The following is a 16,428-nucleotide window of genomic DNA, read 5'->3' on the forward strand; positions in this document are numbered from 1 at the left end:
GTTATCACGCCCATTGATAGCCCCCTAACGAACCCCCCAGGCTAGAGGGCTAATCCCGCGCTTATATCATTCCGAATGATAGTTACCTTTGCTTCATTCGATTCGTGACATAGCACATCGCCGCGCATGATCCGCCCATCTCAAATACATTGGCGGATGCACCTCATGGAACAGTCATTCAACTATTTGCGCTTACCCCTGGCGATTCTGGCCGTGGCGGTGATGAGCGCATGCGGCAAGGCCCCGGACCAGGCGGCCGCCATGCCGGCGCCCAAGGTCAGCGTGGCCAAGGTGCTGGAACAACCGGTCAACGAGTGGGATGAATTCACCGGTCGCCTGGAGGCCCCGGAGACTGTGCAGATCCGCCCACGGGTTTCCGGCCAGATTGACCAAGTCGCTTTTACCGAAGGCGCTTTGGTCAAGAAAGGCGACCTGCTGTTCCAGATCGACCCACGTCCTTTCCAGGCCGAAGTGCGCCGCCTTGAAGCCCAGCTTGCCCAAACCAAGGCCGCCGCCAGCCGCAGCGATAACGAAGCGCAACGTGGCGAACGCCTGCGCCAGAGCAATGCGATTTCCGCTGAACTGGCCGACTCGCGCACCACCGCCGCCCAGGAAGCCCGCGCCGCCGTCGCCGGGATCCAGGCGCAGTTGGACCTGGCCAAGCTGAACCTGAGCTTCACCCGCGTGACCTCGCCGATCAGCGGCCGCGTCAGCCGTGCCGAAATCACCGCGGGCAACCTGGTGACCGCCGATGTCACTGCCTTGACCAGCGTGGTCTCCACCGACAAGGTCTACGCCTACTTCGACGCCGATGAGCGCGTGTTCCTCAAGTACACCGAACTGGCCCGCCAAGGCCGTCGCGGTGCAACCACACCGGTGTACCTGGGCCTGTCCAACGAAAGTGGCAACCCGCACTTGGGCCAGATGAACTTCATCGACAACCAGGTCAACCCGGCCACCGGCACCATCCGTGGCCGCGCCGTGTTCGACAACAGCAAGGGCGAATACACCCCGGGCCTGTACGCACGCCTGAAGCTGGTCGGCAGCGGCACCTACTCCGCCGTGCTGATCAACGATGAAGCCGTCGGCACCGACCTGGGCAAGAAATTCGTGCTGGTGATGGACGGCGACAAGCCGGCCTATCGCTCGGTGGAACTGGGGCCGAAGATCGAAGGTTTGCGCATCGTGCGCAGCGGCCTTACCAAGGACGACACCGTGATCGTCAAGGGCCTGCAGCGTGCGCGTCCAGGCTCGCCGGTCGCTCCGGAAACCATCCCGATGGCCAGCAAGGAAACCCTCGCCGCCTTGGCCCAACAACGACAAGCGCTTGAAGCGAGCAACCTGGAACAGGTGGCGCCGGAAAAAGCCGCGCCCAAACTGGCCAGCAGCGCGACTCCACGCGGTTAAGGGATACGACTCAAGATGAATTTTTCCAAGTTCTTCATTTCGCGGCCGATCTTCGCAGCGGTGCTGTCGCTGCTGATCCTGATCGCCGGCGCGATTTCGCTGTTCCAGTTGCCGATCAGTGAATACCCGGAAGTGGTGCCGCCGACCGTCGTGGTCCGCGCCAACTTCCCGGGCGCCAACCCCAAGGTCATCGGCGAAACCGTGGCCGCACCGCTAGAGCAGGCGATCACCGGCGTCGAGAACATGCTGTACATGTCCTCGCAGTCGACCGCCGACGGCAAGCTGACCCTGACCATCACCTTCGCCCTGGGCACCGACCTGGACAACGCGCAGGTACAGGTACAGAACCGTGTCACCCGCACGCAGCCAAAACTGCCCGAGGAAGTGACGCGCATCGGTATCACCGTGGACAAGGCCTCCCCTGACCTGACCATGGTGGTGCACTTGACCTCGCCGGATCAGCGCTATGACATGCTGTACCTGTCCAACTACGCGATCCTTAACATCAAGGATGAGTTGGCGCGGCTCGGCGGCGTCGGCGATGTGCAGTTGTTCGGCATGGGCGATTACTCCCTGCGCGTCTGGCTGGACCCGAACAAGACCGCTTCGCGCAACCTGACCGCGACCGATGTGGTCACGGCGATCCGTGAGCAGAACCGCCAGGTGGCGGCTGGTGCATTGGGTGCGCAGCCCGCACCGAGCGACACCAGCTTCCAGTTGTCGGTCAATACCCAGGGGCGCCTGGTCACCGAGGAAGAGTTCGAGAACATTGTGATTCGCGCCGGCGCCAACGGTGAGATCACCCGCCTCAAGGACATCGCCCGCGTCGAGCTGGGCTCCAGCCAATACGCGCTGCGCTCGCTGATCGACAACCAGCCAGCCGTCGCGATTCCGATTTTCCAACGCCCAGGCTCCAACGCTATCGACATCTCCAACGATGTGCGCAGCAAGATGGCCGAGCTGAAAAAAGGCTTTCCGGCGGGCATGGATTACCGTATCGCCTATGACCCGACGATCTTTGTGCGCGGCTCCATCGAAGCGGTAGTGCACACCCTGTTCGAAGCGCTGATCCTCGTGGTGCTGGTGGTGATCCTGTTCCTGCAGACCTGGCGCGCCTCGATCATCCCGTTGGTGGCGGTGCCGGTGTCGTTGATTGGTACGTTCGCGGTGATGCACCTGTTCGGATTCTCGCTCAACGCCCTGTCATTGTTCGGCTTGGTACTGGCCATCGGCATCGTGGTGGACGACGCCATCGTGGTGGTGGAGAACGTCGAACGTAATATCGAGCTGGGCCTGGAGCCGTTCCCAGCGACTGAAAAAGCCATGAGTGAAGTCACCGGGCCGATCATCGCCACGGCGCTGGTGCTGTGCGCGGTGTTCATTCCAGCCGCCTTTATCAGTGGCTTGACCGGACAGTTCTACAAACAGTTCGCCTTGACCATTGCGATCTCGACGGTGATCTCGGCCTTCAACTCGCTGACCCTGTCCCCTGCCCTGGCTGCCGTGTTGCTGCGCGCTCACGACGCACCGAAGGATCGCTTCTCGCGGTTTCTCGACAAAATCTTCGGCGGCTGGTTGTTCCGCCCCTTCAACCGCTTTTTCGAAAAAGCCAGCCATGGCTACGTGGGTACCGTGCGCCGAGTGATTCGCGGCAGTGGCATTGCTCTGTTCGTGTACGCCGGCTTGATGGTGCTGACCTTCTTCGGGTTTGCCCACACCCCGACCGGTTTCGTACCGGCCCAGGACAAGCAATATCTGGTGGCCTTCGCGCAATTGCCCGATGCCGCGAGCCTGGACCGCACCGAAAACGTGATGAAGCGCATGTCCGACATCGCGCTGAAACAGCCCGGCGTGGAAAGCGCGATTGCCTTCCCTGGCCTGTCGATCAACGGTTTCACCAACAGCCCCAACAGCGGCATCGTGTTCGTGACCTTGAAGCCCTTCGATGAGCGCAAAGACGCGAGCATGTCCGCCGGTGCGATTGCCGGTGCGCTGAACGGCCAGTACAGCAACATCGAAGAAGCCTACATGGCGATCTTCCCACCGCCGCCGGTACAGGGCCTGGGCACCATTGGTGGCTTCCGCCTGCAGATCGAAGACCGTGGCAACCTCGGCTATGACGAGTTGTACAAAGAAGTGCAGAACGTCATCACCAAGAGCCGCGGCGTGCCGGAGCTGTTTGGGCTGTTCACCAGCTACACGGTCAACGTGCCCCAGGTCGATGCCGCCATCGACCGTGAAAAGGCCAAGACCCACGGCGTGGCGATCAGCGACATCTTCGACACCCTGCAGGTCTACCTGGGCTCGTTGTATGCCAACGACTTCAACCGCTTCGGGCGCACCTACCAGGTCAACGTGCAGGCCGAGCAGCAGTTCCGCCAGGACTCCGACCAGATCGGCCAACTGAAGGTGCGCAACAACAAAGGCGAGATGATCCCGTTGGCGACCTTCATCAAGGTCAGCGACACCTCGGGTCCCGACCGCGTGATGCACTACAACGGCTTTATCACCGCTGAGATCAACGGCAACGCCGCACCGGGCTACAGCTCCGGCCAGGCCCAGGCCGCGATCGAAAAACTGTTGAAGGATGAACTGCCCAACGGCATGACCTACGAGTGGACCGACCTGACCTATCAGCAAATCCTCTCGGGCAACACCGCGCTGTTCGTGTTCCCGCTCTGTGTGCTGCTGGCGTTCCTGGTACTGGCCGCCCAATACGAAAGCTGGAGCCTGCCGCTGGCGGTGATCCTGATCGTACCGATGACGCTGCTGTCGGCGATTACCGGGGTGATCATCTCAGGCGGCGACAACAACATCTTCACCCAGATCGGCCTGATCGTACTGGTGGGCCTGGCGTGCAAGAACGCGATTCTGATCGTCGAGTTCGCCAAGGACAAACAGGCGGAAGGCCTCGACCCGCTCGCGGCGGTACTGGAAGCCTGCCGTCTGCGTCTGCGGCCGATCCTGATGACTTCGTTCGCGTTCATCATGGGGGTGGTGCCACTGGTGTTGTCCAGCGGTGCGGGTGCCGAGATGCGCCATGCCATGGGCGTGGCGGTGTTCTCCGGGATGATCGGTGTGACCTTCTTCGGCCTGTTGCTGACACCGGTGTTCTACGTATTGATCCGTCGCTATGTGGAGCGCCAGGAAGCGCGCAAAGCGGCCAAGGCCTTGAAGCTGGAGACACAGCAATGAGTGTGAACCTGTTTTTGCCGAGCTTGCTGGTCCTGGCGCTGAGCGCCTGTGCCGTGGGCCCGGACTATAAAACCCAAACCCCGGAGGCGGCGAATATCACCGCCGCCGCGGATGCCAAGCAATACGATCACGCCAGGTTCGAAGGCATCTGGTGGCAGCAGTTCGAGGACCCTACCCTCAACCAGTTGGTGACTCAGTCACTGCAGGGTAACCGTGATCTGCGTGTAGCCTTTGCCCGTCTGCGGGCAGCCCGTGCGATTCGCGATGACGCCAGCAACGACGTCATGCCGACCATCACCAGCCGTGTCAGCAGTGACCAGGGCAAGGGCCAGATCCCCGGCCAGACCACCCGCCGCGTCAAGACCGAGCGTTACGACCTCGGCCTGGACATGGCGTGGGAACTGGACCTGTTCGGCCGCATCCAGCGCAACCTGGAAGCGACCGACGCCGATCAGCAGGCCGCCGAAGCGGACTTGTACCAGTTGCAAGTGACCATGATCGCGGAGCTGGTGGACGCCTACGGTCAACTGCGCGGCGCGCAACTGCGTGAACGCATTGCCTTGGACAACCTGAAGAACCAGCAGGACTCACGCACTATTACCGAAAGCCTGCGCGATGCCGGCGTGGGCGACCAACTCGACGTGGAGCGCGCCAACGCACGCCTCGCCGCGGTGGAAGCCAGCGTGCCGCAACTGCAAGCCGAACAAGTGCGCGAGCGCAACCGCATCGCCACCCTCCTCGGCCAGCGTCCCGACAAGCTCAGCGTAGACCTGAGCCCCAAGGACCTGCCGGCCATCGCCAAGGCCTTGCCGATCGGTGATCCGGGACAACTGCTGCAACGTCGCCCGGACATCCTCAGCGCCGAACGCAAACTGGCGGCCGCCACCGCGCGCATCGGCGTGGCCAAGGCTGACTTGTTCCCTCGGGTCAGCCTCAGCGGCTTCCTCGGCTTTACCGCCGGGCGTGGCTCGCAAATCGGCTCGTCCGCCGCCAACGCCTGGGCCCTTGGCCCGAGCATCACCTGGGCAGCATTCGACCTGGGCAGCGTGCGCGCGCGTTTGCGCGGCGCGGACGCCGAGGCGGATGGCGCCCTGGCAACCTACGAGCAGCAGGTGCTGCTGGCCCTGGAAGAATCCGAAAACGCCTTCAGCGACTATGGCAAGCGCCAGCAACGCCTGGTTTCGCTGATCCGCCAAAGCGAATCCAGCCGCGCCGCCGCCGACCTGGCCGCGATCCGCTACCGCGAAGGCACCGTGGACTTCCTGGTGCTGCTGGACGCCCAGCGCGAACGCCTGGCCGCCGAGGATTCCCAGGCCCAGGCCGAAGTGGATCTGTATCGCGGGATTGTCGCGATCTACAAAGCGTTGGGAGGCGGCTGGCAGCCGGACACGGTTGTGGCCACCGCCAAGTGAAGTAAAGAGCTCCTTTGGTTGGTCGCATCCAGCCAATTTTTAGCCCCGTGAGCCATTCGGTCATGGGGCTTTTTTTGGCCTGGTGCTTTATTGGGATGATGGTTCGGAAGTTACCTGCAAGTTATTCAGGCATATCTGTCAGAGGGATCTGAAACTGCTTTGGGGCGCTTATGTTGGGATGCGGGGCGTCGATAACGGGGGTGTAGTTCTTACTCTAGGCAGGAGACGGATATGAGTATGCAAAACAGAACCACTGCGACCACATTATCGAAGCAAGCCGATGCGCCCGTGATCAGAAATCCAACGAAGGTGACGAATAGAAATGGAACGTGCAAACCAGGCAATCAATGCGTTGGCCCATTTTACCAATGATTCGAAACATACCTTGTTGATAGACGAGGACGTATAGGCGCACCACTAAAAATGTAACCTTTGGTTGATAGAGGATTTCACTATGGCCATTTTGTTAACTGCAGAGCAAATGAGACATACCAAGGCATCCAACCCGTTTCAGATAAAAAATCCGGAGCAGGTCGTTAATAGATTCACTATAACGGAAGAGTCGAAAGCCTCGGAGACATTAAAGCTCCACAAACAGGATTCGATTGATGATCTGAAAATTTTTCTGAAAGATTATGACATGACGTCAATCACCACCAACGAACTTAAAAAAGTCGGCAGCCGGCTTTACAATAGCGGCGTGATTGATGGCGAGGCTTTTCATATGTTCATATCGGGCCTTGGCGCTTTTGACGCTAACGGCCAGCAAGCTGAAACCGACGTAAAATACAATGCCATCGCCCTGTTTAATGAAAAACTGGATGACTATCTTTCGTTTGTTGAAAACCGTCCGGATGTAAAACATTCACAAGGCATTCCTGAATATATCCGGGGAATGTTTTCTGCCAATCGTGCAATTAATGCCCTCGCGTTTTTCGTCAATTCCAACCGGGACGATTTTACAATAGACGAGCGCGTCTAAACTCAGCGCTTTCTTTGCAGGGTGCCAGCGTCGCCGCCGACACCCTGTTCTCTTAGAAGCTATCGGCCATACCTTACCGTTCCCCAATACGACTTGGAAACTGCTTCGCGGTTATCCAGCATCACTCGATAGGTACCCAATGGGCCAAGCCAGGAAGCGTAGGCTGATAATGGATTACCAGCCACTGTTTGCCAGGAACCGCCCCGCTGCTGCTGAATGTAAATCTGCGGAGCTCTCCCTCCGCCTGCGGCGGACACCATTGCTTCGATATTCGCATTAGAGCAACCGTTAGCACCGGTAACAGTGAATGGACCGAGGGCCACCGCTTCCGACTCGGGCTGGACTATTCCGCTATAGTTATCAGTAATATTTAAGCATAAAGCGGACACTTCAGTAGAGAGCAATACAGAGACCAACAAAGACAATGCAGAAAGGCTTCTCATGATTTTCACCGTAAGTGTTAAACAATTAAAGATTTTTCCACTACGCATCAGCTGTTTTTTATTTTTCCATAGGCCGCCCTCGACTTAATCGCGCACATCTGCCGTTCGCAGAAATAAGCCGACCATGAATCGAAACGTTCAGTGAAATTGAAATGAATCGTGCTGCTGACTATGCACGAATTATTATGCGAGATAAGCAGGCCGCTTCCGAAAAACGTGAAGGAGCGTTCTGTAGTACGCAAGCAGAACCCAGGATGTTATTTCCTAATGCCGCACATCTATGCGTTTACAGCCGACTTGTTTCATTCAAAATCAAACTCCGATAATGCCCCGGATTCGACCCGCTCCACTTACGAAACGCCTTATAAAACGAACTCGTATCGGCAAACCCCAGCCGCTCGGCAATTTCGGCAAAGCTGATGTGCGCTTCCGCCAGCCAGACAATCGCCAACTCCTTGCGCACGCTGTCCTTGAGGCCCTGATAGGTCTGCCCCTCTTCCGCCAGGCGGCGGCGCAGGGTCGAGGCGGAGATGCACAGGCTGGTGGCGAGGCCTTCGGTTTCCGGCCAGGTGTCGGGGGGCATTTGGCGCAGGTCGTGTTTGATGCGGGTGGCCAGGCTGTCGGGGTCGCGGTATTTGACCAGGATGTTGGCCGGCGCGTGGGCCAGGAAGCGTTTGAGTTCTTCGGCGCTGCGCTTGATCGGCAAGTCCAGGCAGTCGGCGGAAAAGATCATGCGGGTACGCGGGCGGTCGAAGCGCAGGTTGTCGGAGAACATCACTTGGTAATCGTCGCAGAAGTCCGGTCTCGGGCAGCGCAGTTCGATGGCCAGGATCGGAATGCGTCGCCCGGCCAGCCAACAGGCCACGCCGTGGACGATCATCCAGTAGGTAAAGTAGGTGAAGGCGCGGCGGGGTTCGGACTCGGGCTCAAGCAATACGATTTCGGCCAGGCTCTGTTGGCGCATTAGTTGCGCGGGCAGTTGCTCAAGCATCAGCGACAGAAACCCCAGGCCGGTTTCCAGGCCGGTGGCGAGGGTCGGTTGCGCCATGGCCGCGCGGCAGAAAAACGCCAGGCTGCCTGACTTGAGCTTGCGTGGGTCCATGCCGAAGAACTCGTCATCCGTGCGCCGCGCCAGCAGGCGCCACAGGCGCGCGTAGTGGGTGGCCGGCACGCGCGCGGTGGGTTCGGTCAACCGTTGGGGATCGATACCGGCCTTGTGCAGCACTTCGGCACTGGCTGCACCGGGCGCGCAGCTTTGCAACAAGGCTTCGCGCACGAGGTGGATGGAGATGGTGTCTTTGTCCGGCATGGGTGCTATGCGTGCCCTGTGTCGCGGGAAATGCCGCCATCTTAGGCAGTCATGCGGCAAAAGAGTAGGCGTTGCGCGATTGCCCGCCGTTCAGCCTGCGTTCAGCTAAAGTCAATATTTCTCGTTTGGCAATGAGTATCATTATGTTACAACTTAGCACCCTATCTAGTTCTGCTGCGGTGCCGAATGCTCGTTCCTTTTCTCATCATGCTGCGCGAAGGCATTGAAGCCGCATTGATCGTCGGCATTATCGCCAGCTACCTGCAGCAGACCGGCCGCGGCCAGTGGATGCCGGCGGTGTGGATCGGCGTATTTCTCGCGGCCGCGCTGGCTTTGCTGGTGGGTGGTGGCCTTGAGTTGGTCAGCGCCGAATTTCCGCAAAAACAGCAGGAGCTGTTCGAGGGCATCGTCGGCCTGGTCGCGGTGGGCATCCTCAGTTCGATGGTGTTTTGGATGCGCAAAGTAGCGCGGTCCATCAAGCATTCCCTGCACCAATCCCTGGACCACGCCCTGGCCGGTTCCAGGCACCAGGTCACCGCGCTGATCCTGATGGTGTTTTTCGCCGTGGCCCGCGAGGGCCTGGAGACCGTGTTTTTCCTGCTGGCGGTGTTCCAGCAGAGCGAAGGCCCGGGCGCACCGATGGGCGCCCTGCTCGGCCTGGTCCTGGCAATCATCGTCGGCTGGCTGATTTACACCGGCAGCATGCGGTTGAACCTGAGTGCGTTTTTCCGCTGGACCGGCCTGTTCATCCTTGTAGTGGCCGCCGGCATCCTGGCCAATTCGGTGCAGGCGCTGCACGAAGCCGGGGTGTGGAACCACTGGCAAACCGTGCTGTTCGACTTCAGCGCCATGTTGCCCATGGACAGCCCGCTGGGCTCGGTGCTGGCCGGCATGTTCGGGTATCAGGAAGCCCCCACCCTCAGCACACTCGGCGCCTACCTGATTTACCTGGTGGTGGCCCTGGTGATGTTCTTCCTGCCCGCCGCACCGCCCAAGCCTGGCGCCACGCCCTCTTCCGTTTCCACTCAGTAAGGACCGCCCCTTGTCCAACCCAACTCCTCAACCGGCGCCACCGCCCCGCGCTCTGCGCTGGGCCGTGGCGGGCTCGGTGGTCGTGATGATCGCCGCCGGCGGCCTGTTCTATTACGCCTCGCAACGCGCGGCCAGCAAACGCCAGGCCAACCACGATGAAATCGCCGTGACCATCCATGGCCACGCCTGCGAGCCGAATGAGCTGAGCGTGCCCGCCGGGCGCGCCAGCTTCCGTATCATCAACCGCTCCGATCGTGCGGTGGAATGGGAAATCCTCGACGGCGTGCTGGTGGTCGAAGAACGCGAAAACATTGCCCCGGGCCTGAGCCAGGTGATCAACGCCAACCTGCTGCCGGGCGACTATGCGATCACCTGCGGCCTGTTGAGCAACCCGCGCGGCACCTTGCACGTGACGCCGACTGCCGCATCCGACGCCCAGGCCAAGGCCAAGCCGTCGATGGTGGCGTTTATCGGCCCGTTGTCTGAGTTCCGCGTGTACTTGAGCAGCCAGGGCAGCGCCTTGATCAAGGCCGCGACCGCCCTGCAGCACGCCATCGACGCGGGTGATCTGGCCCAGGCACAAACGTTCTACATACCGGCACGTGAGGCTTACCAGCGACTCGCCCCAGCCTCGCAACGCCTGGCGCAGCTGGACAATGCGATCAACGCGCGCGCCGACTATTTCGAGAAGCGCGAACAGGACCCTGCCTTCAGCGGTTTCCACCGCCTGGAATACAGCCTGTTCCAACAGCGCAGCCTCGACGGCCTGGCCCCGATTGCACAGCAGCTGGTGACCGACGTCACTGCCCTCAAAGGGCAACTGTTGGCTCAGCCCCTGCCTCCGGAGCAACTGGTGAGCATCGTGGTGCGCAACCTCAACAGCCTGGCCGAGGTACGCGCCATCAGCGGTGAAGAGGAACGCTACAGCCACGTCGACTTGAATGGTTTCGCCGGCAACCTGCAGGCCGCCCACAAGGTGGTCGACCTGATGCGCCCATTGCTGACCAGGTCCGCCGCTGACCTGTTAACGAACATCGACAGCGCGCTAGCGGCCTTCGACGCCGAACTCAATGCTTTGAAAGTCGACGGCCAGTACAGCCGCTACGACAGCGTGACCGCCGATCAGCGCAAGCAGATCGCCGACAAGGCCAGGGCTCTGGCCGATGCACTCGATGGAATCGACCCCGCCCTTGGCCTTTCCGGCCTGCAGTGAAGACGACCGCACCCATGAGCGATTCAAAACAGTTTGATCTCCAGCGCCGCCGCGTCCTGCTGGGCATGGCCGCCACAGGTGCCGCGATTGCCGGCGGCAGCCTGGCCTGCCCGGCCATGGCGGCCGCAGCCGAGCAAGTCACCACCGCACCGCGCAGCGACAAAACCCAGGACCACCACGATTTTTTCGGCCGCCACCAAAGCGGCATCGTGACCCCGCGGCCGGCGTGCGGCATGGTCGTGGCATTCGATGTGCTGGCCAGCGACCGTGCAGATCTGGAGCGCCTGTTCCGCACGCTGAACGAACGCATTGCGTTCCTGATGACCGGCGGCACCGTGCCGCAAGTGGACCCGAAACTGCCGCCCACCGACTCCGGGATTCTGGGCCCGGTGGTCACGCCGGACAACCTGACCATCACCGTGTCCGTCGGTGAGTCGCTGTTCGATGAGCGCTTCGGCCTTGCCGCCGCCAAGCCCAAGCGCCTGATCCGCATGGTCGGCTTTCCCAATGATGCGCTGGAGCCGGCGCAGTGCCACGGCGACCTGAGCCTGCAGTTCAGTTCCAACACCCCCGACACCAATATCCACGCCCTGCGCGACATCGTGAAAAACCTGCCGGACCTGCTCCTGGTGCGCTGGAAGCAGGAAGGCAGCGTGCCGCCCCAGGCGCCGGCCAAGCCTGGAGAGCCTGCGCAGAGCGCGCGTAACTTCCTGGGTTTTCGCGACGGTTCGGCCAACCCGAACTCCAACGACGACAAGGCGATGAACCAGATTGTGTGGGTGCAGCCTGGCAGCGACGAGCCGGCCTGGGCCGCCAACGGCAGCTACCAGGCCGTGCGCATCATCCGCAACTTCGTCGAACGCTGGGACCGTACCCCGCTGCAAGAGCAAGAGAGCATCATCGGTCGCATCAAGCCCAGCGGCGCGCCCATGGACGGCGACAAAGAAACCCAGGTGCCCGACTACAGCAAGGACCCGCAAGGCAAGTTGACCAAGCTCGATGCCCATATCCGCCTGGCCAACCCACGCACCCCACAGACCCAGGCCAACCTGATCCTGCGTCGGCCGTTCAACTACTCCAACGGCGTCAACAAAAACGGTCAGCTGGACATGGGGCTGTTGTTCATCTGCTACCAGGCCGATCTGGAAAAAGGTTTTATCAGCGTGCAAACCCGGCTGAACGGCGAGCCCCTGGAGGAATACCTCAAGCCGGTTGGCGGCGGGTATTTCTTCAGTTTGCCGGGGGTCGCGGGCCCGGATGATTTCATCGGGCAAACATTGCTGGCCGCAACGCACCTTCACACCCCTGCCAATACCTAAAACAACCCTCAGAGCGGATACCGTCCCATGAAGAAGTCGACTATTGCGTTGTCGTTGTTAATGACCCTGTCCCCGTTGGCGGCCTTCGCCGCGACCGCGCCGCTGGACCTGGTAGGCCCGGTGTCGGACTACAAGATCTACGTCACCGAAGAAATCGGTGAGCTGGTCACCCAGACCCAGGCCTTCACCGATGCCATCAACCGAGGCGACCTGGCCACCGCCAAAAAACTCTACGCGCCGACCCGCGTGCACTATGAGTCCATCGAGCCGATCGCCGAGCTGTTCAGCGACCTCGACGCGTCCATCGATTCGCGCGTGGATGACCACGAGAAAGGCGTGACCGCCGAAGATTTCACCGGCTTCCACCGCATCGAATACGCACTGTTCTCGCAGAACAGCACCCAGGGCCTGGACACGCTGACCGCCAAGCTCAACACCGACGTCAACGACCTCAAGACCCGCGTCGACGGCCTGACCTTCCCGCCGGAAAAAGTCGTCGGCGGCGCCGCGGCCCTGCTTGAGGAGGTCGCCGCCACCAAGATCTCCGGCGAAGAAGACCGCTACAGCCACACCGACCTGTATGACTTCCAGGGCAACATCGACGGCGCGAAGAAAATCGTCGACCTGTTCCGTGGCCAGATCGAGAAGCAAGACAAAGCCTTCCTGGCCAAGGTCGACAAGAACTTCGCCAACGTGGACAAGGTCCTGGCCAAGTACAAGACCAAGGACGGCGGCTTCGAGACCTACGACAAGGTCAAGGAAAACGACCGCAAGGCCCTGGTCGGCCCGGTCAACACCTTGGCTGAAGACTTGTCGATGTTGCGCGGCAAGTTGGGTTTGAACTGATGAGCGTGTAGGTAGCTGCCCGCCCATGGCGAGTGGGCGGCTTTCGGGTTATTGGGGCCTCAGTGCAGGTGGCGTGCTGGGGTCGACAATGCCCATGCCGACCAGGAAGTAGCTACGCAATTTCTGCTCGGTGGCAATCAGATGGGGCATCGCTTTGTTCAGCCCGCCGCCTGCGGTCGCCAGCAGCATTGGCAACTTGCCGACACCACGCGAGATCGCACTGATCAAGCGTGGGTAACCGTCGACCGGGTTGAACACCGCGTTGAAAAACAGCCCGGCCTGCTTGGTCAGATCAAATGCAGCATCACTGAAGCGCGGTTTCGGCTCAGTCCAGGACCAGGCCACCTTCGGTCTCCGGGGCCCTACCGTAGCGGTGAACTTGCCCAATGAGGGCCGCAAACTGCTCTGGCCTGCTCCCTTGAGCGAGCGGATCAGTGAGCGTGCCTGCCCGCCCGCGCCTATCGCGATCCCGGCTACATCCAGCGCCAGGCTTTGTATGCCTTTGCCAACGTTGCCAGCGGCAAAGTCTTGGTAAGCCCCCACAAACGGTACCAGTGAAACCAGCAGATTCATGTCCCGGGCGTCAGCCTCTCGACTTTTTTCCAGCGGCAGCTGCCCTTTGGCTCGCGTGAGCATCTGCGCCTGGGTTTCATAGAAGTTGTTTTCCGCGATCTCACACGCAATGAACTCCACGCGATCCGACTGGTAAGCGTTGGGTACAAACGTCGCCAGCGTCTGGTCTTCGGGCAGCGAACCGGCCGGGAGATAGCGCCCGAGCCGGTCAATAATCACACCGGAAGAAGTGACCCCCTCGCGTGGCGAGGTGCCACGGGTATACGCATCGAGGTCCAGCGGCACGTCATGGCCGCGTCGGATGTATTTGTCACCGAGCAATTTATACTGCCCCAAGTGACTGGTATCCCGAACCACGCGGTCGAGGGCTGAGGTCACTGCGGGAGCGTCATGCTTGATGATTTTTCCGTTGTACAACACTTCGTAATACGTCACGGCCTGATCATGCAACACGCGCATCAGCACCCCTTGGTGCCCGGTCACCGTCGCACGGTCTTCGTCGGACTCCCAAACCTGCTGTTTGCCGGTCTTGCTGCGCAGCGTGAACAAGTCCACAGCCCCCAACTCGATGCGCTGGCGGTCGGCTAACGGCAGCCGTGTGAACATCAGCTTGAGCTTGGTCACGAAGGCCATCTGCTGTTTGAGGTGGTGCTTGCCGACGGCTTTTTCGAGAAGGCCATCCAGCGCGGGCAGGCGCCGGATGGCATCGTCCAGGGCTTTGCGCTCAGTCGCGGGCGCCAGTGTATCGGTCTGGAATTGAAACGGATTGCGCGCAGACGGGCTTGGATTGGCCTGGAGCATGTCAGCAGTCAGTGCCCATTTACCGGGTGTCAGGTCGCCGGTCATGTAGGTCTCGACCAGTGAGCGAGTCCTGGGTTCGGAAATCTTGAGGTTCCTGCGCTCACTGGGATCGGCAAGCATGACCTTAACCTGCTCCAGTTGGCTGGCGCTGTACTGCGGAAAAACCTTGAGCAGTTCCGTTACGGCAATGTCCCGGCGTGTGGGCAGCGGTGTGCTTGCCGTGTTGAACGCCCGTGCCGCCAGCGCCCGCTGCCGGGTAAAGACCTGCGAGGCCTTCTTGATATCCGCTTCGGTATACTGCCCCGAAGGCTTGGCTTGCAGCACGCCGTTCAGCACCGCCCAGTCAAGCAACACGCCTAGCCCACGCAATTGCATCAACGTACGCTGCTCGTCAGTAGTCGGCGCCAGGCTCGTCAATGCACTGACTTGCGCTTCGTCCATGCCCCTTGAGGTGCCGGGGCCCGCGGTTTCGGCAATGGCACAGCCCAGACGCAACTCCATCCAGGCAGGCGTACCCATCGCCACGGCGTCGGGCACGTCACGCACCAGGAACTCCGGCGCTGCCTGCGCCAGTCCGACGTGCGCCATCAAGACCGCGACATTCGGGTCCAGGCCTTTGTTCTCACGCAGGTGCCGCTCCAGATCGGCGCGCACTTCGCTCAGGGTGCGCCCCATGTGGGCGGGCTGATAGACGTCGAATCCGGCGATGCTTGTGGGCAGGTCGTCGAGGGTCGCGGCAAGCAGGTTGCCGAACGCCACGGCATCCGGACCGTCGAGCACTCTGGCAAGGTGAGCATCGGCGTTCAGGCGTAACGTCTCGGGCGTGTAAGAGGCCAGCGTGGCGAGGGGGCGGTAGTCGGCAGCACCCGGCTCGGCCGGCACGATGGCGCTGTAATCCCCCGCCGCCGGTGCCGGGGGTAAAGCGGTGCGCAGCCATTGGATGACGTTACGCGTGGCCCCGGCAGTGCGCGGTACCCCAAGGCCCATGTGCTCCAGCAATTGGCCTACGTTGTAGTGCGTGTGCGCGCCGATCGCCTGGGCGGACGCCGTCGACACCTGGGTCGGATGCCTGGACCAGTCCGTCGGACTGGTATCGTCAAGCCCCTGCACCTGCTGCTCAAGCAGCGTCGCCAGGTATGCACGCTCATCGAGTTCGCTGATGACCCGCTTGACGCCCTCAACCGTAGACGCCAATTGAGGCGCCAGGGTGAGGTCCTTCGTAAGAATTTGCGCCTTGAGCGCTTCCCGCTCCTGCGCAGTCTCGGCAGGCTTGAGGCCGTAGGCGCTCAGCACGACATGTATCGGGACGCGATACTGAGCGTTTTGAAGGTACGGCAAACCTTTGTTGTCCGGGTCGAGCGCATTGCGAATGGCGCGCAACTTCACCGAGGCCTCCCACCAACCGCTGCCGTCTGTGCTGCTGAAAGACACCGGCGTGCGGACTCCGTCACGAATGACAAAGCCTTCGACCCCCTCCTGCGTGAGTGTCAATGGGTCTGTGAGCAAGCCTTTACTGGCGATCCAGGCCTGGGTTTGCGGCTGCTTGACCAACCGGCTGTAAATATCCAAAAGCCCCGCCAGGCTGCTGCCTGCGGGGACGTCTATCGCGGCGTGGTCACTGCTCAGCGCAGTGGCCAGGTTCGCGGCCAAGGTTCGCTCGCCTTCAGCCGTGGCGGTGGGATCGCTGGCGGATTCCGGCAAGGTCCAGATGGGCCCGGGAATGACAGGTGGCGTGGAGGGTTCGGAACGTCGGGAGCGCACGAGCGTGGGCGGGGTGTGCTGCAAAGGCGCTGGCGCCTCAGGGGTCAGGAAAACAACAGGCCGGGCATGGGGCGATATCGTCAGCATGAGAGTGTGCTCTATTTGGCCGATTCCATAAGGGAAATGCCGTGCCTC

General features: G+C 61.1%; 10 protein-coding genes. 8 read left to right on the forward strand and 2 right to left on the reverse strand.

What is annotated here, in order from left to right; translation table 11 throughout:
• Positions 1-165: 165 nt before the first annotated feature.
• The 4 genes from mexE (at position 166) to ACLH0H_RS26635 (ending at position 6,996) form a co-directional block, all read left to right on the forward strand.
• Positions 166-1,407: a multidrug efflux RND transporter periplasmic adaptor subunit MexE gene (gene mexE, locus ACLH0H_RS26620; RefSeq protein ID WP_411380333.1), complete on the forward strand. Its 1,242-nt coding sequence runs from the start codon at positions 166-168 to the stop codon at positions 1,405-1,407.
• A 15-nt stretch (positions 1,408-1,422) separates the two neighbouring features.
• Complete coding sequence (locus ACLH0H_RS26625) at positions 1,423-4,602, forward strand: efflux RND transporter permease subunit (RefSeq protein ID WP_411380334.1); 3,180 nt, start codon at positions 1,423-1,425, stop codon at positions 4,600-4,602.
• Positions 4,599-6,014, forward strand: coding sequence for an efflux transporter outer membrane subunit (locus ACLH0H_RS26630; protein WP_411380335.1), 1,416 nt, complete (start codon positions 4,599-4,601; stop codon positions 6,012-6,014). Before ACLH0H_RS26625 ends, ACLH0H_RS26630 begins: the two co-directional genes overlap by 4 nt.
• Positions 6,015-6,468: 454 nt before the next feature.
• Positions 6,469-6,996, forward strand: coding sequence for a hypothetical protein (locus ACLH0H_RS26635; RefSeq protein WP_411380336.1), 528 nt, complete (start codon positions 6,469-6,471; stop codon positions 6,994-6,996).
• A gap of 729 nt (positions 6,997-7,725) precedes the next feature.
• Here ACLH0H_RS26635 and ACLH0H_RS26640 read toward each other — a convergent pair.
• Positions 7,726-8,748 (reverse strand): AraC family transcriptional regulator, encoded by a 1,023-nt coding sequence (locus tag ACLH0H_RS26640; RefSeq protein ID WP_411380337.1) that lies wholly within the window; start codon positions 8,746-8,748, stop codon positions 7,726-7,728.
• Between the two features lie 186 nt (positions 8,749-8,934).
• Here ACLH0H_RS26640 and efeU point away from each other — a divergent pair, with 186 nt between their 5' ends.
• The 4 genes from efeU to efeO (ACLH0H_RS26660) are packed head-to-tail and all read left to right on the forward strand — an operon-like array spanning position 8,935 to position 13,158.
• A complete protein-coding gene (gene efeU, locus ACLH0H_RS26645) occupies positions 8,935-9,780 on the forward strand; it encodes an iron uptake transporter permease EfeU (protein ID WP_411380338.1) in 846 nt (281 codons plus the stop codon).
• Positions 9,781-9,790: 10 nt separating this feature from the next.
• The gene (gene efeO, locus ACLH0H_RS26650; protein ID WP_411380339.1) at positions 9,791-10,993 is read left to right on the forward strand and encodes an iron uptake system protein EfeO; all 1,203 of its coding nucleotides are present in this window, start codon (positions 9,791-9,793) and stop codon (positions 10,991-10,993) included.
• A gap of 14 nt (positions 10,994-11,007) precedes the next feature.
• Positions 11,008-12,312, forward strand: coding sequence for an iron uptake transporter deferrochelatase/peroxidase subunit (efeB, locus tag ACLH0H_RS26655; protein ID WP_411380340.1), 1,305 nt, complete (start codon positions 11,008-11,010; stop codon positions 12,310-12,312).
• A gap of 27 nt (positions 12,313-12,339) precedes the next feature.
• Positions 12,340-13,158, forward strand: coding sequence for an iron uptake system protein EfeO (efeO, locus tag ACLH0H_RS26660; RefSeq protein ID WP_411380341.1), 819 nt, complete (start codon positions 12,340-12,342; stop codon positions 13,156-13,158).
• Positions 13,159-13,206: 48 nt separating this feature from the next.
• Here the strand turns inward: efeO (ACLH0H_RS26660) and ACLH0H_RS26665 are convergent, their stop codons facing one another.
• On the reverse strand, positions 13,207-16,380 hold the full coding sequence (locus ACLH0H_RS26665; protein WP_411380342.1) for a hypothetical protein: 3,174 nt from the start codon (positions 16,378-16,380) through the stop codon (positions 13,207-13,209).
• Positions 16,381-16,428 lie beyond the last annotated feature (48 nt).

Origin of the sequence: Pseudomonas sp. MPB26 (assembly GCF_046605355.1) — a bacterium.
Taxonomy (GTDB): Bacteria; Pseudomonadota; Gammaproteobacteria; order Pseudomonadales; family Pseudomonadaceae; genus Aquipseudomonas; species Aquipseudomonas cedrina.